Genomic DNA, 20,940 nt, shown 5'->3' with positions numbered 1-20,940 from the left:
CGCGCCTTTGTCATGAGCATGTGCATGCAATTGATAATTGCGAGTGGTACGGAGCGAACTTCCTAATGGGGGCGCTTGTCTCGCCCGGCGCATGGATCGCACTGCTTTGCCAAGCGCTGGGTATGATGCTGCCACCGGCTGACGCAGTCCCCTCAATTACTGTCCCAAAACCCAGTATTGAAGGAAGGCAAGCGCGGCCACGAGCGTCGCCTGAACTACCGGCTGCTGATACAAAGGCACGAATGCTCCCTGCTGGATGGAAGCGATTTCGTCGATCACCTTTCGAATGCGGTCACTTCGCTGATCTTGAGTCGATCCCTGCGCGATAAGCGACATAGATTCCGTTTCAAGACTCTCCACCAGAACTCTTCGAGATTTCAGCGCTACCAAGTAAAGTATGCTGGCGCTTCCGAGAGCGAGTAAGCTGTTAAATCCTAGGGCAACGATTAATGGGGGCGGAAAGTCCCAATCATCAAAATAGTGACTACGAGCCGCAACCATGATGAACAACGCTATGAAAGGATAAAGTATACGTCGATTGATGATTCTGGTCCTCTCCACAATCAAACGCACTGCAGAAAGTGGGGTGCCCCCTAAAGCGTGAGGCATTTCAGTGATCCACCTGGCACAGAGTAAGGCAGAATCGAACACATAGAAGTTTAGGATGAGCAAACCGGATACACTGATAAACAGGGCAGCCGTATCAATGCCGCAACTGAAAGTTCCTCTGCAGGGAACGAACAAGCCGGCGTCCCCATCGTTCATGAAGAGCCAGATAGGAAACACCATCAACAGATAGAGCACAATCAAAAGGGCGATTCGGCCCGCGCGCTGCTTGCAGCGATGAGCCCCGCAATATCGCGTCCAGAGCTCAGCAATAGTTAGTAAGGTACCTTGTCGCGTGCCATGAAATACCCAGGCGAAATTTGACCAAAAGCCGTGCTCATGTCCAGTATCGGCCAGCCCGCTGAATCTCTTCTTCAAGGTCTTCGTATTCTCCCGAAGATCCGCTGCTCCCTTGACCATAAACCAGATGCAAAGGACGCCTACCAGCAACCTCAGTAGTTCCGTTGGCCAAACACTCACGCCATCCGACCAGGAAAAGGGCTCGTCTTCGGCATAGTTCACCCTGTGAACAATCCCTGGTAGAAAAAAAAGACATAGGACTGGCAACATTACAATCGCTGCTCCGAACAATGTTTTGTAGATTCGTTCTTTGCTGCCGGCCTGTTTCGCGATTAGCCAATTCCACAACCTTCCATAGCTCCAAACGAATCCCCCTAAGAGGACTAGAAGAGGAATCCACAGTATCCAGATCCGAGCTGGGAAACGGATCTTGTTTTCCCCTGGCACAACGTCGTCTCTCAACGGATGGACCTTCTCACCCGTTTCCGAGGAGTTGGTCGCACTAAGATCCACTGCCCCATGCCGGCCGATCTCGAACACGCGAGGTGGGATTGGTTCACCGCGTTCGGCACTCGCTCCATGGCCTATCGACCTGAGCACCGCAAGGAATGTCGAGGTTTGGTAAGAGTTGCGGAAGGGAGGGATGCTCTGCTGAAGTTCCTTTTCTAATTGCAATCCGAAGTGGGACACGACAAGTAGATTGCGAGCCCATTTCTGTTCACCCTCATGAAAGTATCTTGCATAGAGATCAGTGGTAAAGAATAGGACTGTCGGGAACTGTTCTCGCATCGCCTGTAAGATCAAAAGGGCGTCATAGGGATCCCGCCCCAGAATGCCGATGGCCTTGACCTTTGCATCATCCCCTTTCTCCGACGACTTGATCCGCCAGGCGAGTCTCCTGACATAATCCAGCTGTGAGGTTCCCTCCGGCTTCTCATAGAACGCGATATCACGAAGCTTCATTTTTCCGTTATCCGGTTTCTCTTTGCCCTTGTCATCATCCTTTGACCTCGGCCTCTTTTGTTGATCCTCCAGCGATTCTCCGTCCAGACCGCTGAGATAGCTGTACCGTTTGATGTGCAATTGCTTCTCTGACGGGATGTCACCTCTCATCACAGCATCCATTGGGTCCTTACTTTTCGTGCACTTCCTCTTGAGCATATTGAATTCTTCAGATTCCTTTTCACTGGAGAAGCCCAGGAAATTGATGAGCGCAATCCAGGTCGACCCTTGCGTTGCCGGCTTCTCACGTGTGATGTGCCGGCAGGCGGCCGCGCTGAAAGTAATGGGCAACGCCCTGGCATAGAAGGAGTCCCATTCTCCGATAAGCACAATGGGATCCTTGCCGACCGTGATCCATCTCCGATCAAGTTCGTGAAACAATTCTTCAAACAGCACATAGTCGTTGTCGATCCGATAACGTAGATCAATACCCGCTTCCAATAACAGGTTATTAAACGCCGTTTCGCACTCTTTATATGAGTCGCATTTGGGACCAGCTTGATTTTTTAGCTCATATGTAAGTAAACCCGGCATGGCCGTTGCCCAGGGTGAATACCACTCGATTGGCGTGTGTTCCCCGTTTTCAAAAGACCATAACAACGGCTGAATGGGGCCATGGACGAATCTCTTTCGCTGGGCTTCCGCAAGAATGGTCTGAAATTCTGAGGAATATCTTGGACCAACAATTCTGAAGCGGACCTTAGTACAAGGGTCGTTCGTCGAAGACTGTTTCCTTTGAATCACGGAAGTGCCTACGCAGAGTTTTGTGTGAAGGCTTGCATCCTTGATGGACTGACGTAGCGCTGAGACGCAATTGTCTCCTCGTTGGTCGGGCTTACACTGCAACTGGTACATGAGTTCTTGGAGACCTTCCATCACTTTTCCACCGTAGTCCTCTGCTCTCACCCACAGTACAAGGACGCTGTCGGCGCGCCCCTCATCATTGGTTCTGCATAGTTTCCTCCGGCTATGCCATTCGTAGGGGACTGTAACGGAACTTTTTCTATTAAACTGCCATGTGAAGTAACGGAGGAGTGTAGTCTCCACCGGCGCAAAGCAGCCGACATGGAGCGCCGCTTCGATGGCGTAGCGGTCGGCGATTCTTGATTCGTTCTCGTCGATATAAAAGCCTCCTGCCGTCATCACGATGAGCGTTGTAATGGTTGTGCCCCGGTTGGCATGGTCGAACAGTTCGTCTCTCAACTGGCGCAGGCCGCCGACTTTGGATTGTCTTAACTCAGCTTTGATCGCTATCTTTTCAGCAACGGCCTGATGCGGCACAACATCTTGTTGTAGCCCCGGTAGTCCTCCCTCTACTGAGATGGTTATCTCGTTTTTCTTCCGTGCCTCGAGATCTTTCAGTACAGCGGCGAAAGGATCCTCCCAGAGCCGTGCACGCACCTGTAGTGTATCCGATGCGCCGTTCTGCTCAATGCCCGCGCCTATAGGCCTGGAGCTCTTTAGTGGTTCCTTCACCAGCACCAGTGCCGCGACTGCCAACGCCAGCGTCACCGTCGTGGCAATCGAGAACTTGGAATCATCCCCCTTCAAGGCCACCGGCTCACCTACAGAAGATGACGTGCCATCCCCTATCCTGCGCGATAATTTTTGAGCATGTTACGTGCCATATGGCCGTATTTCGTAATGAGCCCCACCTATTGGGCCTTAGGAACGGAATCCTCGGTGGAATAACGGTCGATTGTATCTGCTTAGATACGATCGCGTATCCAAATAGATAACGGAAAGAAGGAGTCATCGGGAGGGACGGGATGTGCTCTCACTCGGGAAACGGCTGGCCTGCGGCTACGACGAGCAGCTGACAACGATGTGTTTGCCCCAATTGGGCGGAGCGGCGGCGTAAGCTTCCATGCCGGGATGTTCGGTGAAGGGTTCTTGGAGAAGAGTCAGCAGCCGGTCGATTTCGGAGAAATCCTTTTGTTGCGCTTTCTCGATCGCGCTTTGAGCCAGATAATTGCGCAGGACGTACTTCGGATTCACCCGATTCATGCGTTGCCGCCGTTCATCATCGCGGCTGTTCTCATTCCTCAATCGCTCGCCATACCGCGTGCCCCAGGCATCGAACCGCACCGGATCCAAAAACCAATCGCGGAGGGCTTGCCGCGCGCCGACCTCGGAACAGAACGTACCTAGTTCACGAAAAAATCTCGTGTAATCCACGCGGCTTCCTTGCATCAGCCCTAACAGGTCACGAATTAACTCATCATCTTGCATCTGTTCCTCCTGCCATCCCAGCTTCGCGCACATCAGTTTCCGATAATGCCGATCGTAGGCCGGCATGTAGGAATCCAGCGCGGCTTTGAGCTCCTCCTTCGGCGCCAAGGGCAACAAGGCCTGGGCGAGGCAACTCAAGTTCCAGAGCCCGATGTACGGCTGCTGGTTGAAGGCGTAGCGGCCGTTATAATCGGAATGATTGCAGATGAAGCCCGCATCATAATCATCCATGAATCCGTACGGCCCATAGTCAAGCGTGACACCGAGAATCGACATGTTGTCGGTATTGAGCACGCCATGCGCCCACCCGACCGCCTGCCACTTGGCGACCAATTCGGCCGTCCGCCTGACAACCTCGGCAAAAAATTGAACGTACCTGTCGGCTGTTTGGATGAGAGCGGGAAAATGCAACTCGATCGTATAGTCGGCCAACCGCTGCAGAAGTTCGTGCTGCTTTCGATAATAAAAGATCTCAAACGTGCCGAACCGCACATGCGAGGGCGCCATGCGGACGATGGTTGCCGCGGTTTCGATCTGCTCCCTGTAGATCTTTTCGTCGCTTCCGATAATGCATAGGGCTCTGGTCGTCGGAATGCCCAGGCCGTGCATCGCTTCACTACAGAGATATTCCCGAATCGCCGAGCGTAGGACCGACCGGCCGTCCCCGTCGCGGGAGAAAGGCGTCATCCCCGCGCCTTTCAGATGAAGGTCCCATCGCTCTTCACGCTGATTCCGGATCTCTCCTAAGAGAATCGCCCGGCCGTCACCGAGCTGCGGGACATAGACGCCGAACTGGTGGCCCGAGTAGAGCATCGCCAGCGGCTCCATCCCCGGCACGAGCAGGCTTCCGCCAAACAGCCCGGCAAATTCCGGTCGCTTGGCTTCGTTCGGATCCAGATCGATGAGGGCGGCGGCGGCGGGATTGAAACTCACCAGATACGGCGGCTCGGAAAAGGGCGTGGGGTTGAGCTTGGCATAAAACGCCTCGGGCAGCCGGGCGTACGTGTTATCGAAAGACAAGTCTTCCAGTGCGCGAAGATTCATGTTTGTTGTGTACCACGACTTCGAGCGTTCCCGCCAGACCAAGGGGCCGATATGCTGCCGCGTCCGGTGCAACGGAGGCTCTCACATGCGAGGGAAAACATGCCGGCTGCGCGTTCGGATACGAGCGGCACCGGGGAATTCGGAAGAAGAGAACAGCCACGACGGCATCTACAGCGGCGAGCGAGGTTCAATCGATAACTTGTTCCAGGCGCCGCACGATCTCCGGCTTGGGCTGTGCCCCGACGATGCGATCGACCTCCCGACCTTCTTTGAAGACCAAGAGTGTCGGGATACTCTGGACGCCGAATCGCGAAGCCGTGGCCGGATTTTCATCCACGTTGAGCTTCGCGACTCGAACCCGGCCGGCCATCGTTCCCGCCAACTCATCGATCACCGGTCCCACCATCCGGCACGGTCCGCACCATTCCGCCCACATGTCAACCAACACGGGCAGCGGCGAACGTTCGACCATCGACGCGAAATTGGCATCCGTCACCGTCACCGGCTTATAGCCGGCCGGCAGCGGCGCTTTGCATGAGCCACAAGTCGGATGGAGGCCCTGATGGATTTTCGCCTGCGGCACACGGTTCATGGCACCGCAAGAGGAACAGCGGATCAACGACATGTCGGACATAATTGCCACTCCTCGAGTCAGAGCGTGATCGGCTTCTTAGTTACGCCGCACGATTCTGATTCGCTCTCTTGAAACAGCGTCGTCGCAGTCACCTCACGCAGCGCAGGCTGCTTGAACCAGGCGCGTGCAGAGGCAGCAACCGGCCTTACGACGTGCGGTAAGGATCCTGTGCGCCGGTCCGATACCGACTGTCCGGTTTGCGACGCCTTCCCAAAAACAGCACGCCGAGGCCCAGAACCCCGCCCACCAACAACAGGCTCGCCATCATAATCATAGAATCCTCCTTTCCGTGCCGACGACTGTCGCATGCCTTCTTCTATGGTACAGGAGACAAAGACCGTAGCAAACTCCCAGTACCGGGCTGGGTATATTGAATCTCCCGCTCAATGCACTCGCCATGTGGAATTTGTCGGCGATACTCCTGAACGAGTTGGGATCATGCCGCTCCATGGTGAAGCCACGCAGCCTATCCTGTTACGCGCTCTTGAAGCGCGTCACCCTCGCGAACAGGATGGCCAAAAACGGCAAGATGAGACTCAGGAGCAGTTGAACGATGAGCAGCATGCCGAGTTCACTATAGTCTTCCGGCGCCTGCACCACCCCGCTCACCGGATCCTTCACTTCCCGCGTCACGACAAAGATCTGATTGAGATATTTGGTGCCCAGTTGGCTGAGAGAGAGCGCCAGGTTCGTGAACGAGGCCATCACCGCAAAGTATGTGGCCTTCAAGTTCGCCGGGGCGGAATTGGCGATCCAAGCGAGCATCGGGATCATCGAAATCTGACCGAGCGGCGATTCCAGCGCAGTGTCGATCAAGGCGATAAACCGCGCATCGACGACACCACCGGTCATCCTCGCGGTCCACTCATGCAGTCCATAATACATGCTGACGATCGGGATGGAGAGGATCGTGCCCACGACGGTGAGGAATCCCACCACATAGGCGATCGACCGCTCGGCCATAAACCGGCGAAAGACAAACATCCCGGCCAGCGTGAGCGTGCTTCCGATCAACGACAACACCGACAGGAAGTGCTGATCGAAGCCCAGCTTGTCGATCATCCACCAGGTGGAGCCTGGTCCGGGCCCCGGAGTGGCCCGAAACAGAAAAATAACGATGGCCGTCCCGATCAAGGTGAAGCGCATGTCCGGCTCGAGTTCCGTCGTGAGGCGGAAAACAAGAAAGCTCACAATCCCGAGCGAACCGATGAAGACGATCTCTTCGCTGTACGGGAACCCGCCCAGCCCGACCGTCAGGGTAAACAGCACAAAGACGAAACTGCCGCCGAGGATCAACCAATTCGGCTTGGTCGGCTCGGCCGGATTCCCGTGCGCGTTCATCATCTGCCTTACTTGCGCCGCCGTGAATCCCTGCCGCCTGAGCCGGCCGGCATCCCGTTGCCGAATCAAAAAGGCTACGATCACTCCCAGCACCGACACCACCGGGATGACCAACGCCATCAGATAGACCCGTTTATAAATTCGGACGACCTCCGCCTGCGGAAGTCCTTCTACGCCGGTGAACAGGTACAGATTCACGATCGCGACCAGGATGCCGCCGCCGATGATGGCCACGCGCCCAAGGGTCTGCATGGTCGTATGCATGAGTTTGCGTGTCGCCGGCGGAAACGGCCGTCCCTGATCGTCCACCAGCGGCACGGCTTCCACGGTCATCGCATCGGCCACCGTATCCTGAAGGACATAGCCGACCGGTGCCAGCAACGCGCTGAGCACAAACCAGGCTTCGGCCGACATAATCGCTGTCATACCTTCCCGATTTCCGATCAAGGCCGCCATGATCGCAAGGCTCGCCGCAAGCAACGCGGCTCCGATCCCGACCAGCCAGCCTTTCCACCGCCACAACAAATCGACGAGATGGCCCAACGGCATTTTGAGTGCCCATGGAATCCCAGCCCAGAACCCGAGCGCCGCGAGAAAGGCGGCCGATAGCCCCAAATAGTCTTTGACGAAAAACGTGCCGACGATGCCGGTCAAACCGGAAATGCCGTAGGCCATGTACACCATGAGCGGCGGCAGGTAGGACAGCCGGAATTCGCGGGCGAGTTCGAGAATATTACGATCGATCCAGTGGTGAAGCGCTGTCAGCATGGCTGGTTCATATCCTTACCGGTTTGTCATCCGGGTCCCGATTGAGACGTCTGTCGTCAGCGGCAGGTATGAGCGGGATGAAGCCGGGGAATTAATCGAGGTGGGAAGTTGATTGCTATTTGGCGTGACCCTGGCTAAAGTTCCGACCGACCAAGGTCAAGGCTACACCGCTGGCCACGCCGACTTCAAGACGAACCATGTCATAGCCTCGGCACAAAGATCCCATGACGATCTTCCTGTCCTACGCTCATGAACAACGCCCGATTGCAGAGGGAATCAGCGCCTCCTTGTCGGTTCGCGGATACGAGGTCTTTTTCGATCGATCCAGCCTCAGGGCCGGCGTCGAATATGATAGGACCATCCAGAAGGCCGTCGAGAATTGCGACCTGTTCGTCTTTCTCATCTCTCCACAGTCGCTGGCGAGAGGCGCCTATGCCCTCACCGAGCTTGGCTTCGCGAGGAACAAGTGGAAGAATCCCTCCGGAAGAATTCTCCCTGTCATGGTCAGCCCGACGCTCGATTCGAGGATCGATGCGTACCTGCGTGCCGTCACGATCCTCTATCCTTACGGAAACATCGCGGCGGAGGTTGCCGCCGGAGCCTCTGCGCTCTTGGAGCACAAGGACCTAGAGCCATCGGAAGTTCCACCGACCGCGGAGCTCCAACGCGAACGGATCGCGACCTATCGGAACCTTTGGACACTGACCAAGCTTCTGCCGAAATGGCCGCGGTCCCGGGATGTGACGTACCAGGCTCTCCGTGAATTCAGTCAAGCGTTGCGGGACTGGTATTTTCATCAGGGCGGAGGCATGTTCCTATCCCGAAGCGCACACACGGCTTACGCCGCTCTGCAGGACTCTCTGACGGCGATTTTCTCCGAACAGTCTTCAGGCGTCATTACGGACGAGCACTACGATGCGGTGCGGGAATTGTGCAGCGCCCTCCGGAGCAGGCTGGCGCGCGATATCGGAGCAAGGAGCTGAAGGAGGGCATAATGATACGAGTGGCGACTTTTAATATGGAGAACCTCTTCACCCGCCCGGTCGCGATGAATCAAGACAATGAACTCAAAGCCCGGCAGGCGATCGACGACTATGCGACCGCCAACAACATCGTCGCGAAGGACGTGTATGAGGCAAACGACAAGGCCACGCTGCTCCAACTCACCGACACGTACAAATGGCATTATCTGGACCCACCGAAGAACGCGCTCGTGCAACTCCAAAAGATTCGCGGGCAGCTGTTTCGCGATCCTCAAAACGGCCCGGTGGAAGTCGTCGCCGGCGGCCGCAACGACTGAGTCGGATGGTTCGAACTGCGCCGCGAGGATATCTATTGGAAAGCCACGTCCAACACGGCCCGTGTAATCGACGCGGTGCGGCCCGACATCCTGATCTGCGTGGAAGTCGAAAACCGCGTGACCCTGGACCGATTCAATGGTCAGGTGCTGGGCGCGCAATTCCAATTTTCGTATCCGCACTCCATGGTCGTCGATGGAAATGATTCGCGGGGCATCGACGTCGGCATTCTGAGCCGGTATCCCATCGTCGAGATTCGAAGCCACGTGGACGATCCGGGGTCCGACGGCAAACGGCTCTTCTCCCGCGATTGTCCGGAGTACGATATTATGCTCCCCACCGGAGATCGTTTGGTCCTCATTCCCAATCATCTGAAATCGAAGCGCAACGGCGACGATAACGCGACGCAACAGCGGCGGAAAGCACAAGCGGACAGAGCCCATGCCATTGGGCTCGGCGCATTATTCCGATCGCCGTTTGTCTTGCTGGGCGGTGATTTCAACGATTCGCCGACCAGCCCGGCATTACCCTCGCTGTTCAGCGATGGATTTCAAGACGTTCAGTCACATCCCAACTATCCCAAGGACAGACCAGGGACCTATGAGACCGGTCTGCCTAATCACAAGATCGACTATCTGATCATGTCGCCGCAGTTACAAGCCAAACTGTGCGATACAGGAATCGAACGACGCGGGTCGTATCATCCAAAGACATGGAAGCCGTTCGACACGGTGACCAAAACATCGGAAGAAGCGTCGGACCATCATCTCGTCTGGGCGGATTTCGATTTCACGGTGTTTTGAATCCCTTTCGTGCTGAGGCATACTTGACACATGCTCTATGGATCTCTTCTCCAAGGCTGAACGATCCGAACTTCTTCCAAGAAGCTTGGCGCGAAAGAAAGCGCTGATCTCGGCCCTACCCATGATTAATCCCAGCAGCCGGAGGTTGCCGAGTCCCTGCGCTGCGAACTCCACACAGCCTGTGCCCCGAGCGGGATCGCACCCGATCGCCCGTGGATCACAGGCCCGCCTTTGCCGGTTCAATCGATCCGTGACCAGCCAAAAGAACACTTTGGAATTGATCAATCCATACCAGCCTGCTGGGTCCATGCCGATCAGACAACGCCTCAGCGCGTGCGAAGGCATCGGTTGTCGATCACGAAGGTGCACGCCGTTCGGTAGGCTGATATGTACCGGACGCTGCCGTCGTTCGAACTGAGCGCGTTCTTCGCCATGCTTGTGCTGAGTAACCCCTGCTGTTGAATCGACCGGACGTTCGCTTCTTCGGCAAGGTGAAAGATATGAGCCGGAAGCTTCAGGTCACTTTCCCGGCGTCTTGACTCGTCGCGATGGTGGGGTTGAATACGCTTGAATGATTTCCTGCCTTCTCGAACAGGTGAGGACATGGTCATTCACCATCCCCGTCGCCTGCATATGCGCATAGCAAATCGTCGATCCCACGAATTGAAAACCCCGACGGCGGAGATCCTTGCTCATCGCGTCGGACTCGCGACTGGTCGCCGGACACCCTTTCAAATGCTTGATCTGATGCACAATCGGCTTGCCGTCGACGAACTTCCAACTATACGCGTCGAAGCTACCACACTCCTCTTGGACCTCTAAAAACTTGCGCGCATTATTGACGGCCGCCAAGATCTTGGCTTTGTTTCGGATGATTCCCGCATTTCCTAACAACTCTTGCATCTTGCGCTCGCCGTACCTGGCCACCTTTTCGGGATCGAAATGGTCGAACGCCGCGCGATAATTCTCTCGCTTTCTGAGGACCGTGTACCAGCTCAATCCCGCTTGCGCGCCTTCCAGGATCAAAAACTCAAACAGCAGCCGATCGTCATGAACCGGCACCCCCCATTCGTCGTCATGATACGCGACGTAATCCGGTTTGCTGAGATCGACCCACGGACAACGGCGACTATTGGGCTTCTTTTGCATTTCCTATCGACCGTATTTCTTTTCGAGTTCCTTGGCAAGCGCATCCGCGTCGTCATCGGACATGTTTTCCAGCTCCTTCAACGATTTTCCATACATGTCCTTGACGGCCCTATCCCGCTCGGAGCGGGTTTCTATCTCCTTCGTTTGCATCTGGCGTCCCAGTGCGTCGAGTCCTTTCGGCGCCTGCTGCATGTTGGCGAGCTTTCTCTCGTAGAGACGAAGCACCTCGGCATCAGTCTTGCCCTCGGCCTCTTTCCCGAGAAACTGCCGCTTGGCGGTCATTTCGGTTTTGGACTTCAACGCTTTGACTTCTGCATCCTTGCGTTTCTGCTCCGCCTCGATCGCCTTGCGCTTGGCTTGTTCCTGAGCTTCCAGCGCCTCATCCATGTCCGCCCATGCGGGAGCCCCGTTCAGGATAGCAAGAACTAAACACATGATGATCTTCTTCATCATTTTCTCCTTGAGTAAGGTTAAGGAACACGGGTCCGTCACGGGGTTCTGGACCATTGGCTCGCGGATTGTATCCGAACGAGAAAGAAACGGCGAGGAAACATGATGGATTCCGCCAGGCTGTAGTGTAGATGGGATGCAAGTCCTAGCGAGTTCTATCGATACCCTTCGGCGCCAGCCGGTTTTCCCGCATCCACCACTTCCCGCATGTACCGCCAGGCATCGGGACGGGACCCGTCGAGGTCGGTAAAGCGATAGACCTGCGCCAGTTGACCGCTGGAAAGCGATTGTCCATTCCAGCGTGAGTGGTCCGGATCAGCCGCCAGGGCCGCCACGGCGCGGCCGATGAACCGGGGAGTCTCGGAAATCACGAAGTGCGGCACCGTTGATACTGCATCCCGCCAGTTTCCTTCGGTCACGCCAAACGCTTCCAGCATGATCTCCGAACGCAACCAGCCCGGCGTGATGGAAACCGAGGTCGCGCCGTGCGGCGCCAGGTCTTTAGCGTGCGCCCACGCCATACGCGTCACCGCAACCTTGGCAAGGTCATAGAACGGGTTGATCCTGTAATGTTGCTCGTTATACTCGGCCGTCCCGTCCGTCACCTCGACAAGCAGCCCCCCTGGTCGCTCGATCATCAGCGGCAGGGCATGATGCGCCGTGATCAGATGTGTCTCAATGCCGAGCCTCAGCATGCGTAAGCCGTTTTCGATATTATGCTTCCAGACCGGTGTGTCCCATTCCTTGAGGTTCTCTCCGCCCCAAATATCATTCACGATCACGTCGAGGCGACCCTGCTCGGTTCGGATGCGATGGACCAACCCCTCAACCTCGGCGGCGACCAGATGATCGATCCGAACCGCTAGACCTACGCCGCCGGACGCCGACACAAGCTCCGCCGTTTCCTCTATGGTTTCCGGACGAGCATATTCGGATAGTTGGTCGCGGGTTGTCCGCCCGGTCACATAGACCGTCGCGCCTGCGGCGCCCAGTTCGATTGCGATTCCTCGACCCGCGCCCCGCGTTCCTCCTGCGACCAGAGCGACTCTGCCTTTCAGGGCTTGACTCATTTCTCTAACGTCGCCTTCATGGCTGATGGAAAGGGAACCCTCATCAATTTCATGCGTCCGACAAAGAACACCGTGGCCTTGTGAATCAACGCGGCTATGGAGGTCTGTCTAATTCCAGTTGTCAATTTTGATGTCATCGGGGGAGGGCTCACCTTTACCAGCCTCAACAATATTTTTGAGGCTCAAGCGGGGCCTTCATCACCTTGGCGTTGACCCGATCGCCTCGGGAAAGACCGCGTCTTGGCGCGCTTGGGCGGGTGTAATAGGCCGCCGCCTCGCAAAGACTACGGTCTCCCCTGGCCTGAGCTTGATGTGGCGTGAAAACGGCACGCCGAATTCACATCGAAATCATCTTCCGCGCATTCCTTGTAGTCCGACGCGCCGTGCGCTCGCCGGATTTTCCCCGCCTTTTGTGCCATTTGGCGATACGCCTTGAGATTTCTTTTTGGGAACCGGCAATACAAATCCGTCGACATAGACGGCGACGCGAAACCTCCTCTGTGCGTGCCGTCCGCCTACTGCTTCCTGGTATACGTAATCTCCATCATCTTCATTTCCTTGCCCTGTTCTTTGCCGTGGCCGTGTGAGCCATACATCTCAAAGATTTGCGTATTCGCATCTATCAACTTCCAGACCGCGCGATGCGACATCTGTCCTCCGCCCAACTCGGCGTGCTGGCCCTTCAGCGTGATCGTCTTGCCGTCGGGGCTGGCCGTGCCCTCCATCGTGAAGATCCCTGTGCCCATGGAGTCCATCCAGGTCGAGACGTAGCGCTTGCGAAGGTTGTCGTATCCGGTAGTCCCTATTCCGTTGTAGGGTTGTCCCATCATGTTGCCGGAAAATTCCTGCTGAAGGAACCGCCCGTCTAATAAAGTCTTCATTTCAACCGAACCGGTGGACTCCATCGGCGGTTTCCCCGGTTCCATCCATTCCTTGGTTGTTGTGGCCCAACTTCCAGCCAGGCTCGCCAGCTGTTTATGGGGCTCGCCGGGTGTGGCGAGTTTCTTGTACTCCTCCATCATCGCCTGGGGATCCATCTGCTTTTCCGACTTCTTCTCTTTTGCCGATACCGGAACTGCGTTCATGATCAGAAACAGACAGGTCAGTGTGATGCTTGTGACACGCATAGATGCCTCCTTGTGATTGGCAACCAAGTTATTCTCGGGGCCTATCCATGTTCCGCCAATTGTCTTCGTGACTTGCTCTTCTACCCGCGGACAGGAAATTCTTCGCGTAGATTTCAACATCGCTCCAGGCGACTACGGATCCTCCGACCTCAGACATGGGAACCGTATTCTCTGATAGGATGTTGAAAAAATCTCTCCAGCTTTGTTCTCGCTTCGCTCAAAGTCTCAACGTACAAAAGAGAGTGCGCTTTGTTGAGAAGGCTTTCGTTTGCACTGGCCATATCTTGCTCCTTGGCTGATCCTTTGGCCGCCCAAAGGTTGCTGGACGAATGTGTCATTCGTGAAACATTCTTCCATGCCTATGTCTTTGCATCTTCGTGCTATCGGCCATCGGCGATAAGCCATCTGCTTTATGCTAGCCGCCAGCCATGGCTCCGACGATAAGAAACGGCTCAGCTCCGGTCGCAACTGCCTCAGGCAAGGGGACATCCGCTGATTCGTGAGAGAGGTCCTGTTCGCAGGCGAAAAATCTAATGAACGGGCGGCGCTTGCGCGTCACATGATCACGGATCGTCCCCCGCAGCATCGGATACCGAATCTCGAGCGCATCAAGAACCGAAGACTGAGTCACCCGTCCCTCGACATCGACCGTCACTTCACCAGTGACGCGCGCCAACGTGCGCAAATGTGCCGGTAAGACCACTCGAATCATAATCGTTTCTCGCCTCTACCTTATCGTACGCTTCACAAACGACGAGCACCGCCCTCACGGCAGTACCTGGACTTCGACGGAGAGCACCGCCGGCAAATCTCGGACGATCGGAGCCCACGTATCACCGCCGTCGGCCGATCCATAGACCTGGCCGCCGGTCGTCCCAAAATACAGGCCGCAGGGATCGAGCGAATCAACGGCCATTGAATCGCGCAACACATTGACGTAGCAGTTCTCTTGCGGCAGGCCTTTCGTGAGCGCCTCCCATTCATTCCCACCCATCCGGCTTCGATAGACCCGCAGCCTTCCATCCGGCGGAAAATGCTCCGAATCGCTCTTGATAGGCACCACATAGATCGTGTCCGGCTGATGCGCATGCACGGCAATCGGAAATCCGAAGTCGGTCGGCAGATTCCCGCTCACCTCATGCCACGATTCGCCGGCGTCGTCGCTGCGCATGACATCCCAGTGCTTCTGCATGAAGAGAACGTTTGGGCGCGACGGATGCATCGCGATTCGGTGCACACAGTGGCCGACTTCCGCATCCGCATCAGGCAGCTCGTACTGGGACTTCAGCCCCTTGTTTACCGGGCGCCACGTCTGCCCGCCGTCATCGGTCCTGAAGACCCCGGCCGCCGAGATTGCGATAAAGATCCGTCCCGGATGATTCTGGTCCAACATAATCGTGTGCAAACACATCCCGCCGGCGCCCGGTTGCCAGAGGTTACCCTTTGCGCTGCGCAGCCCGGCCAACTCCTGCCAGGTCTGCCCTCCGTCCGTCGAGCGAAACAACGCGGCATCCTCTACGCCGGCGTAGACGGTATTGGGATCAGTGAGGGACGGTTCAAGATGCCAGACGCGCTTGAACTCCCAGGGACGTTGCGTGCCGTCGTAATGCTGGTGCGTCGTGAGCGGTTTGCCGGTTTCCGGGGAGGTGTCGTACACGAATTTATTGCTTTCCCCTTTCGGCGTCCCGTCTGGAGCCGTCGTCGACTCACCGGGTGGCGTGCCCGGCTGATACCAGGTCTTCCCGCCGTCGTCCGAGCGCTGAATAATCTGACCGAACCAGCCGCTGGTTTGCGACGCATAGAGCCGATCGGGATCGGCTGGCGATCCCTTCAAATGGTACATTTCCCAGCCCGCAAAGTAAGGGCCACTGACGTCCCATTGTTTGCGCTTTCCATCCGACGTAAGAATGAACGCGCCTTTCCGTGTCCCAACGAGCAGCCGTATCGAATTCATTGTCCACTCCCTTCTGTGCCTGCGGCAGTTATGTCGCGACTCTTCTGTGAGTTTCGAAACATCTACGCATACCGATCGTGATGGCGAACCCAATCCATCGCATGATCAGGATTCTCATCTCTCCCTTTCGGGACGAGATCCAGCCAGTTGTAGGCACCGTTCAAAATGTCAATGCCGCGACCATACGTTGAGTAGGTATGAAAGACATCGTTTTCACGGCGATAGAAAAAACTCGCCCCGGGCATTTCATCATTAATGTAGGGGCCAACCGTATAATTATAGAAGGCTCGCCCCGTACGTTCGTCTTCATCCTTGAAGGAGACCCCAAAATCGAAGTTGAAGTCCGAGCCGAATGAAGAGACCCATTTGAAGCTCCAGCCCATGCGCTCCTTAAATTGATCAATCTTGGCGAGCGGAGCGCGCGAGACCACGACGAAGGACCATAACAATCTCCTATCCTCAAGCCGGTCGCGGCCGTCGGAGAGCCGGCTTCTATCTATTGGTCGAACAAGAAGCCGCCAAATCGACATGGCCGTGTAAGGGAATACGCTCCCCAACTACGTCGCATCCTTCTTGCGCTGCTCGGTGCGTGCGCGCAGGCGCTCCTCTTGCTCTCTGAGTTCGGGCGTGAACTCGGTCCCGAAGTCATCGGCCTCGAAGATCTGACGAATCTCGATCTCGGATTCCTCGCCCGGCATCGGATTGGGGCAACGCTTGGCCCACTCGATCGCCTCTTCCTTCGACTTGCATTGCCACAACCAGAAGCCCGCAATGAGTTCCTTCGTTTCGGCAAAAGGCCCATCGGTCACGGTGCGGTTGCTTCCGGAAAACTTGACTCGGGCACCTTTCGAGCTGGGCTGGAGCCCCTCGCCTGCGAGCATCACACCGGCCTTCACCAGTTCCTCATTGTATTTCATCATGGCGGTCAGGAGTTCCTGGCTCGGCATTGCACCCGCTTCGGAGTTCTTGGTCGCTCTGACGAGGATCATGAATCGCATGGTCATATCTCCTTTTGATCTAAGATGAAGAGTCGGTCTTCGGATCGCCGACCGCTCTGTATATTTGTCGACGAAAGTTTCCGAAATCGACATGCTGTAAAGGCGGCAAATGGGGCATGGGGGTATAGCCTATGGCTCAAGGGAAGCCACATCGACCAAGCCGCTTCTTTGTTTGGACTATCAGCCATCAGCCATATGCTCTTCATTCACCGGGCAGCCCCGCGACATCTCTCACCGGTCGCACTTCAACGGTGCCGATGCGCGCCCCTGGGACCCGAGCGGCAATGGCGACGGCCTCGTCGTGATCCTTCGCCTCGACAAGAAAATAGCCGGCGATCTGTTCCCGCGTTTCTACGAACGGCCCGTCTGTCACGAACGGTTTCCCGTCACGCACCCGAACAATGGTCGCCGTGGATGCCGGCTGCAGCGGTGAGGCGCTGAGATATTGCCCGTTGGCGTCGAGTTGGTGACAGAGTTGGATGGATTCCGAGAGCAGTTCGGCCCGCGTGCCTTCCTGCATTTTGGCGAAGGCCTCTTCATTGTGATGAACCAGCAGCAGGTACTTCATGGCTCTGCCTCCGGATTGCATTTGTTGCAGCCGTCCTCGGCTTTGAGCGTCACCGACAGGGACTACCGGCCCTCGTAGGCTCGCTTGATCGCATTGAGGTCCGGCTTCTTCATTGTCAAAATCGCTTTCATGACTCGCTCGGATTTTTCGACATTTTTGTCGGTTATCATCTTGTCCCACCCGGGGGTGATGATCTGCCATGACAGCCCGTATTTGTCCTTTAGCCAGCCGCACGGCCCTTCCTCTCCGCCATCGGACAGCTTCGCCCACATGTCGTCTATTTCTTTCTGACTCTCGCATTGCACCATGAGAGAGACGGCTTCAGTAAACTTGAAGACGGGACCGCCGTTTAAACCCATAAATTCCTGCCCCTCGATTTCAAACGTCACGGTCATGACCGAACCTTTCGGTCTGCCGGAAACTTCGGCGCCTGCATCTCCGTAGCGGGTGATCGCTCCAAGCTTGGAATTCTTGAAAATCGACACATAAAACTTCGCCGCTTCTTCGGCTTGGTCATCAAACCACAAGCAAGTGGTAATCTTTTGCATGTTTCTCCTCGCCTCGCGTTGATTCTATGCTTCTGATAGCAGCCAGACGCTTTGACGATTTTCACCCACCCGCCCCGCGCACGTTTTTACACCCGCCACAGCCCGCCGGTGCTTCGCATCGGTTGCCCGGGGACGTGCGCTTTTCCCGACTCGCTTCACGGCAGCTCCGGGATCTCGATAACCGGCCGCACCTCGACCGTTCCTCTGCGCGCCATGGGAATCCGAGCCGCGATGGCCAGCGCTTCATCGAGGTTTTTGGCGTCGATCAAGAAATAGCCGCCGAGTTGTTCCCGCGTTTCCGCGAAGGGACCATCCGTGACGAGGCGTTTGCCGTCGCGCACCCGGACGCTGGTCGCCATTGCAGTCGGCTGCAGAGGATTGGCAGCCACATACTGGCCGTTGTGGTGAAGCTGCCGTGCAAGATCCGTCGATTCCTTGTAGCAGTCCTGCCGTTCGCTTTCGCTCAATGCCTGCTCCTCGCCGTAAATCAGCAACATATACTTCACGTGCATCCCTCCGTTTATGCGGCTGTCCCCGGATCATTCTGAAATGCCTCTGCCGGTCGGCACGCCATGGTAATTGTTTGAAGTAAATGTCAGTTTCTCATAGGGTGACCGGACGCTCCAACCATGGAGGTCGCAGCGAGGCGGCAAAACCTCCCCGATATATCCCTGACGATCGACATTCCTGATCGAATTGCTCAGCCTGGAAATCACCCATTCGATGTCATGAACGAGATCTTTTACGCCCGCCTCGCCTTCTTGAGATCCCTGACCGGCCGCACCTCCAGGCTGCCGACACGAGCCGATGGAAATTTCGAGGCAATCTGAATGGCCTCATTCAGGTCCCTGGCATTGATCAAAAAGAAGCCACCGAACTGCTCCTTCGTTTCGGCAAACGGGCCATCGGTCGTGGATGATTTTCCGTTTCGGACCCGCACGGTGGTGGCCATATCGACAGGCTCCAGCGCCTCTGAAAGAATGAGCGTGCCATTCTTCTGGAGCGCCCCGCAGTAGGCCAAGGTCTCCTCCACGATGGCCTCGACCTCGGGTTTGGACATGTCGGCTATCTTCTTCTCTTCGGTGCAGCACATGAGCAAAAACTTCATGGCTTTGAGGCCCTCCCAAATAGCATTAAAAAGCCGTTGTCATGAGATAGTCGTTCGGAAAGACGGAAATCGACAGGGAGTCTAAAGAAGAGCGAAGTGGTCCTGGTTCCTGCTATCAGCTATAAGCCAGCCACGCGCTGTGACATAACATAGTCGTTCTCGGAGACTGAAATTCAACATACTCGCTTGATGGTTTTCCCGCCACTCGTAGACGGAACCCAGATACTTCATGCCTTGACATCAATATGCAGCATAGGTATGTTTTGATGCATGAGAACGACCATAAATCTGCCGGACGAACTCATTGCTCAAATTAAGAAGCTGGCTGCTGTGTCTCACTCAACGGTGACGGCGGTCATCGAGGATGCGTTGCGCGAAGCGCTCGCCAGACGCAGACGCGCCGGCCGGAGCGATCAGGTGATCTTGAAAACATACGGGAAACGGGGACTCCTTCCGGGAGTGGATATTGACGATGCAGCTTCTATGCTTGACCTGATGGAGTCCTCTCGTGATTCTGCCGGACGTTAATGTGCTGGTCTATGCTCACCGGGAGGATTCCGCCCGCCACTCTGATTATTTGAGTTGGCTGAACCAAGTGCTCAATTCCGATACGGCATTTGGAATTTCAGATCTGGTGCTGAGCGGCTTTCTCCGAGTGGTGACCCACCCGCGCATCTTCGGCGATCCCACTCCGCTCGACCTCGCCATGCAATTCGCCCAGTCATTGCGCAATCATCCCAACGCGGTGACGCTTGCGCCGGGTGAGCGCCACTGGGATATCTTCCAACGCCTGTCCCAAGAGGTGAATGCAAAGGGAAATCTTATCGCTGATACGTATCTGGCCGCTCTCGCAATTGAGACCGGTGCCGAGTGGATTACTACAGATCGTGACTATGCCCGCTTTTCAGGCCTGCGGTGGAAGCATCCGCTCGGTTGAGCCAAATTTATGCGGTATGCGGTCTGTATCGATGAATTCTCAGTTGTCTCGGCAAGAGCGGATGACCGGCGGGAAACAGGCCAAAACATGAGCGGAAAATCAGATACTCTGACGACCGCCTCGGAAACATCAAAATTCCTGACTTCTTTCCTCGGCCGGAAGACTTCGTCTTTCGGGATGAATGCCTCAAGCCCCAGCACCATGGCTTGCCGACGCGGCTTCTGGACTGGACCTACTCGCCGTTCGTCGCCCTACACTTTGCGACGAGCGATCTCTCCCTGATGGACCGCGACGCGGTGGTCTGGTGCGTCGATCGCTGGGCAATCCAGCGCTGGCTCCCGGAGGACCTCTTGCGCGCAGTCAAGGCCCGCGGCATCGGAGTGTTTCCGATCGAGCTGCTTGCCAGTGAATTCCCCACCTTCGACAAGTTCGACGACCCAGATCAGCACAGCGATTTCATGGTTTTCTTTGAGCCACCGGCGCTCGATGATCGTATTATCAATCAGGGGGCGCTGTTTTCGTTCCTGTCGCGCCCGGAGCTCGATCTCGACGGTTGGCTGGCACGGATCTCGACCAAGAACGACTCCGGCCGGCCCCCGCTGTGTAAGAAAGTCAGGGTAGCCAAGGAGCTCAAATGGGAGGTTCGCGACAAGCTCGACCACGCGAATCTCCAAGAACGAGTGCTGTTCCCTGGACTCGACGGACTCAGCGCGTGGCTCAAGCGCTGGTATACGCCCAAGCGCAGCGTGGGCGGCCCAGCACCAACCCGCCGCCATCCAGGCCGAGAAGATCCCAGGTGAGCGGGGTGACCGCCTTCCATTGTATTGCTAGCCGAGCTATGCGACACCTTAGGCAGCGCGGTGGGCAACAGCGGCCAGCAAACCCCTCGGACAAGTTCCAACGTTCCCGCCGCAGAGACGAAGAGTTGCACGCGATTGTTCAGAGCACCTATGGCGACATTGTTGTGAGCCAGAGTTGAGGTTCTTAATGACTTACCGCCGGG

The 20,940-nt window shown here is 56.2% G+C and carries 24 protein-coding genes and 1 pseudogene; 6 read left to right on the top strand and 19 right to left on the bottom strand.

Features of this window, described 5'->3' with window-relative positions; genetic code table 11:
• Nucleotides 1-156: 156 nt before the first annotated feature.
• From ACWGXE_RS00620 to ACWGXE_RS00600, 5 genes are all read right to left on the bottom strand, one after another.
• Nucleotides 157-3,465, bottom strand: coding sequence for a hypothetical protein (locus tag ACWGXE_RS00620; protein ID WP_447600461.1), 3,309 nt, complete (start codon nucleotides 3,463-3,465; stop codon nucleotides 157-159).
• 246 nt (nucleotides 3,466-3,711) lie between these two features.
• A complete protein-coding gene (locus ACWGXE_RS00615) occupies nucleotides 3,712-5,184 on the bottom strand; it encodes a protein adenylyltransferase SelO (RefSeq protein ID WP_447600459.1) in 1,473 nt (490 codons plus the stop codon).
• 187 nt (nucleotides 5,185-5,371) lie between these two features.
• On the bottom strand, nucleotides 5,372-5,818 hold the full coding sequence (gene trxA / locus ACWGXE_RS00610) for a thioredoxin (protein WP_447600457.1): 447 nt from the start codon (nucleotides 5,816-5,818) through the stop codon (nucleotides 5,372-5,374).
• Between the two features lie 145 nt (nucleotides 5,819-5,963).
• The gene (locus ACWGXE_RS00605; protein ID WP_447600456.1) at nucleotides 5,964-6,092 is read right to left on the bottom strand and encodes a hypothetical protein; all 129 of its coding nucleotides are present in this window, start codon (nucleotides 6,090-6,092) and stop codon (nucleotides 5,964-5,966) included.
• 200 nt (nucleotides 6,093-6,292) lie between these two features.
• Nucleotides 6,293-7,927, bottom strand: coding sequence for a hypothetical protein (locus ACWGXE_RS00600; protein WP_447600454.1), 1,635 nt, complete (start codon nucleotides 7,925-7,927; stop codon nucleotides 6,293-6,295).
• Nucleotides 7,928-8,151: 224 nt separating this feature from the next.
• Here ACWGXE_RS00600 and ACWGXE_RS00595 point away from each other — a divergent pair, with 224 nt between their 5' ends.
• From ACWGXE_RS00595 to ACWGXE_RS00585, 3 genes are all read left to right on the top strand, one after another.
• Nucleotides 8,152-8,910, top strand: coding sequence for a toll/interleukin-1 receptor domain-containing protein (locus ACWGXE_RS00595; RefSeq protein ID WP_447600453.1), 759 nt, complete (start codon nucleotides 8,152-8,154; stop codon nucleotides 8,908-8,910).
• Nucleotides 8,911-8,921: 11 nt separating this feature from the next.
• Nucleotides 8,922-9,227 carry a hypothetical protein gene (locus ACWGXE_RS00590; RefSeq protein ID WP_447600452.1) on the top strand — a complete coding sequence of 102 codons (306 nt, stop codon included), beginning with the start codon at nucleotides 8,922-8,924 and terminating at the stop codon, nucleotides 9,225-9,227.
• A 75-nt stretch (nucleotides 9,228-9,302) separates the two neighbouring features.
• Nucleotides 9,303-10,028 carry an endonuclease/exonuclease/phosphatase family protein gene (locus tag ACWGXE_RS00585; RefSeq protein WP_447600451.1) on the top strand — a complete coding sequence of 242 codons (726 nt, stop codon included), beginning with the start codon at nucleotides 9,303-9,305 and terminating at the stop codon, nucleotides 10,026-10,028.
• Between the two features lie 282 nt (nucleotides 10,029-10,310).
• On the opposite strand, the pseudogene ACWGXE_RS00580 reads toward ACWGXE_RS00585, so the two are convergent.
• The 14 genes and pseudogenes from ACWGXE_RS00580 to ACWGXE_RS00515 all read right to left on the bottom strand — a co-directional run.
• Nucleotides 10,311-10,415 (bottom strand): annotated as a pseudogene (locus ACWGXE_RS00580) (DUF7002 family protein); the annotation flags it as partial.
• 132 nt (nucleotides 10,416-10,547) lie between these two features.
• Nucleotides 10,548-11,177: a DNA-3-methyladenine glycosylase I gene (locus tag ACWGXE_RS00575; protein WP_447600449.1), complete on the bottom strand. Its 630-nt coding sequence runs from the start codon at nucleotides 11,175-11,177 to the stop codon at nucleotides 10,548-10,550.
• 3 nt (nucleotides 11,178-11,180) lie between these two features.
• Nucleotides 11,181-11,630, bottom strand: coding sequence for a hypothetical protein (locus ACWGXE_RS00570; RefSeq protein ID WP_447600447.1), 450 nt, complete (start codon nucleotides 11,628-11,630; stop codon nucleotides 11,181-11,183).
• 152 nt (nucleotides 11,631-11,782) lie between these two features.
• Entirely contained in the window at nucleotides 11,783-12,697 is a 915-nt protein-coding gene (locus ACWGXE_RS00565; RefSeq protein ID WP_447600446.1) for an SDR family oxidoreductase, read from the bottom strand.
• A gap of 284 nt (nucleotides 12,698-12,981) precedes the next feature.
• The gene (locus ACWGXE_RS00560) at nucleotides 12,982-13,116 is read right to left on the bottom strand and encodes a hypothetical protein (RefSeq protein WP_447600444.1); all 135 of its coding nucleotides are present in this window, start codon (nucleotides 13,114-13,116) and stop codon (nucleotides 12,982-12,984) included.
• Nucleotides 13,117-13,212: 96 nt separating this feature from the next.
• The gene (locus ACWGXE_RS00555; RefSeq protein ID WP_447600442.1) at nucleotides 13,213-13,824 is read right to left on the bottom strand and encodes a DUF1579 domain-containing protein; all 612 of its coding nucleotides are present in this window, start codon (nucleotides 13,822-13,824) and stop codon (nucleotides 13,213-13,215) included.
• 415 nt (nucleotides 13,825-14,239) lie between these two features.
• Nucleotides 14,240-14,536, bottom strand: a complete 297-nt coding sequence (locus ACWGXE_RS00550; RefSeq protein WP_447600441.1) for a MoaD/ThiS family protein — start codon at nucleotides 14,534-14,536, stop codon at nucleotides 14,240-14,242.
• A gap of 54 nt (nucleotides 14,537-14,590) precedes the next feature.
• Nucleotides 14,591-15,778, bottom strand: a complete 1,188-nt coding sequence (locus ACWGXE_RS00545; RefSeq protein ID WP_447600439.1) for a WD40/YVTN/BNR-like repeat-containing protein — start codon at nucleotides 15,776-15,778, stop codon at nucleotides 14,591-14,593.
• A 62-nt stretch (nucleotides 15,779-15,840) separates the two neighbouring features.
• Nucleotides 15,841-16,227, bottom strand: coding sequence for a DUF899 family protein (locus ACWGXE_RS00540; RefSeq protein ID WP_447600437.1), 387 nt, complete (start codon nucleotides 16,225-16,227; stop codon nucleotides 15,841-15,843).
• A 108-nt stretch (nucleotides 16,228-16,335) separates the two neighbouring features.
• Nucleotides 16,336-16,776, bottom strand: coding sequence for a YciI family protein (locus tag ACWGXE_RS00535; RefSeq protein ID WP_447600436.1), 441 nt, complete (start codon nucleotides 16,774-16,776; stop codon nucleotides 16,336-16,338).
• Nucleotides 16,777-16,978: 202 nt separating this feature from the next.
• Nucleotides 16,979-17,344, bottom strand: a complete 366-nt coding sequence (locus tag ACWGXE_RS00530; RefSeq protein ID WP_447600434.1) for a YciI family protein — start codon at nucleotides 17,342-17,344, stop codon at nucleotides 16,979-16,981.
• Between the two features lie 62 nt (nucleotides 17,345-17,406).
• Nucleotides 17,407-17,892: a VOC family protein gene (locus tag ACWGXE_RS00525; RefSeq protein ID WP_447600433.1), complete on the bottom strand. Its 486-nt coding sequence runs from the start codon at nucleotides 17,890-17,892 to the stop codon at nucleotides 17,407-17,409.
• A 155-nt stretch (nucleotides 17,893-18,047) separates the two neighbouring features.
• On the bottom strand, nucleotides 18,048-18,398 hold the full coding sequence (locus ACWGXE_RS00520) for a YciI family protein (protein ID WP_447600431.1): 351 nt from the start codon (nucleotides 18,396-18,398) through the stop codon (nucleotides 18,048-18,050).
• A gap of 236 nt (nucleotides 18,399-18,634) precedes the next feature.
• Nucleotides 18,635-19,000: a YciI family protein gene (locus ACWGXE_RS00515; protein WP_447600430.1), complete on the bottom strand. Its 366-nt coding sequence runs from the start codon at nucleotides 18,998-19,000 to the stop codon at nucleotides 18,635-18,637.
• 270 nt (nucleotides 19,001-19,270) lie between these two features.
• Here ACWGXE_RS00515 and ACWGXE_RS00510 point away from each other — a divergent pair, with 270 nt between their 5' ends.
• The 3 genes from ACWGXE_RS00510 to ACWGXE_RS00500 all read left to right on the top strand — a co-directional run bounded on the left by ACWGXE_RS00510 (nucleotide 19,271) and on the right by ACWGXE_RS00500 (nucleotide 20,737).
• Nucleotides 19,271-19,528, top strand: a complete 258-nt coding sequence (locus ACWGXE_RS00510) for a ribbon-helix-helix protein, CopG family (RefSeq protein ID WP_447600428.1) — start codon at nucleotides 19,271-19,273, stop codon at nucleotides 19,526-19,528.
• Complete coding sequence (locus tag ACWGXE_RS00505; protein WP_447600426.1) at nucleotides 19,509-19,937, top strand: TA system VapC family ribonuclease toxin; 429 nt, start codon at nucleotides 19,509-19,511, stop codon at nucleotides 19,935-19,937. Before ACWGXE_RS00510 ends, ACWGXE_RS00505 begins: the two co-directional genes overlap by 20 nt.
• A 206-nt stretch (nucleotides 19,938-20,143) precedes the next feature.
• Nucleotides 20,144-20,737, top strand: coding sequence for an FRG domain-containing protein (locus ACWGXE_RS00500; RefSeq protein WP_447600424.1), 594 nt, complete (start codon nucleotides 20,144-20,146; stop codon nucleotides 20,735-20,737).
• Nucleotides 20,738-20,940: the final 203 nt, after the last annotated feature.

Source organism: Nitrospira sp. Nam80 (assembly GCF_965152575.1).
This window is presented reverse-complemented; position numbering and strand designations above follow the sequence as displayed.

What these genes read in the sequence shown, in the direction of transcription:
- ACWGXE_RS00615 (WP_447600459.1), bottom strand. Translation starts at nt 5,184, where the DNA reads ATGAATCTTCGCGCACTGGAAGACTTGTCTTTCGATAACACGTACGCC.
- trxA (WP_447600457.1), bottom strand. Translation starts at nt 5,818, where the DNA reads ATGTCCGACATGTCGTTGATCCGCTGTTCCTCTTGCGGTGCCATGAAC.
- ACWGXE_RS00605 (WP_447600456.1), bottom strand. Translation starts at nt 6,092, where the DNA reads ATGATTATGATGGCGAGCCTGTTGTTGGTGGGCGGGGTTCTGGGCCTC.
- ACWGXE_RS00600 (WP_447600454.1), bottom strand. Translation starts at nt 7,927, where the DNA reads ATGCTGACAGCGCTTCACCACTGGATCGATCGTAATATTCTCGAACTC.
- ACWGXE_RS00595 (WP_447600453.1), top strand. Translation starts at nt 8,152, where the DNA reads ATGACGATCTTCCTGTCCTACGCTCATGAACAACGCCCGATTGCAGAG.
- ACWGXE_RS00590 (WP_447600452.1), top strand. Translation starts at nt 8,922, where the DNA reads ATGATACGAGTGGCGACTTTTAATATGGAGAACCTCTTCACCCGCCCG.
- ACWGXE_RS00575 (WP_447600449.1), bottom strand. Translation starts at nt 11,177, where the DNA reads ATGCAAAAGAAGCCCAATAGTCGCCGTTGTCCGTGGGTCGATCTCAGC.
- ACWGXE_RS00570 (WP_447600447.1), bottom strand. Translation starts at nt 11,630, where the DNA reads ATGATGAAGAAGATCATCATGTGTTTAGTTCTTGCTATCCTGAACGGG.
- ACWGXE_RS00565 (WP_447600446.1), bottom strand. Translation starts at nt 12,697, where the DNA reads ATGAGTCAAGCCCTGAAAGGCAGAGTCGCTCTGGTCGCAGGAGGAACG.
- ACWGXE_RS00560 (WP_447600444.1), bottom strand. Translation starts at nt 13,116, where the DNA reads ATGGCACAAAAGGCGGGGAAAATCCGGCGAGCGCACGGCGCGTCGGAC.
- ACWGXE_RS00555 (WP_447600442.1), bottom strand. Translation starts at nt 13,824, where the DNA reads ATGCGTGTCACAAGCATCACACTGACCTGTCTGTTTCTGATCATGAAC.
- ACWGXE_RS00550 (WP_447600441.1), bottom strand. Translation starts at nt 14,536, where the DNA reads ATGATTCGAGTGGTCTTACCGGCACATTTGCGCACGTTGGCGCGCGTC.
- ACWGXE_RS00545 (WP_447600439.1), bottom strand. Translation starts at nt 15,778, where the DNA reads ATGAATTCGATACGGCTGCTCGTTGGGACACGGAAAGGCGCGTTCATT.
- ACWGXE_RS00535 (WP_447600436.1), bottom strand. Translation starts at nt 16,776, where the DNA reads ATGCGATTCATGATCCTCGTCAGAGCGACCAAGAACTCCGAAGCGGGT.
- ACWGXE_RS00530 (WP_447600434.1), bottom strand. Translation starts at nt 17,344, where the DNA reads ATGAAGTACCTGCTGCTGGTTCATCACAATGAAGAGGCCTTCGCCAAA.
- ACWGXE_RS00525 (WP_447600433.1), bottom strand. Translation starts at nt 17,892, where the DNA reads ATGCAAAAGATTACCACTTGCTTGTGGTTTGATGACCAAGCCGAAGAA.
- ACWGXE_RS00515 (WP_447600430.1), bottom strand. Translation starts at nt 19,000, where the DNA reads ATGAAGTTTTTGCTCATGTGCTGCACCGAAGAGAAGAAGATAGCCGAC.
- ACWGXE_RS00510 (WP_447600428.1), top strand. Translation starts at nt 19,271, where the DNA reads ATGAGAACGACCATAAATCTGCCGGACGAACTCATTGCTCAAATTAAG.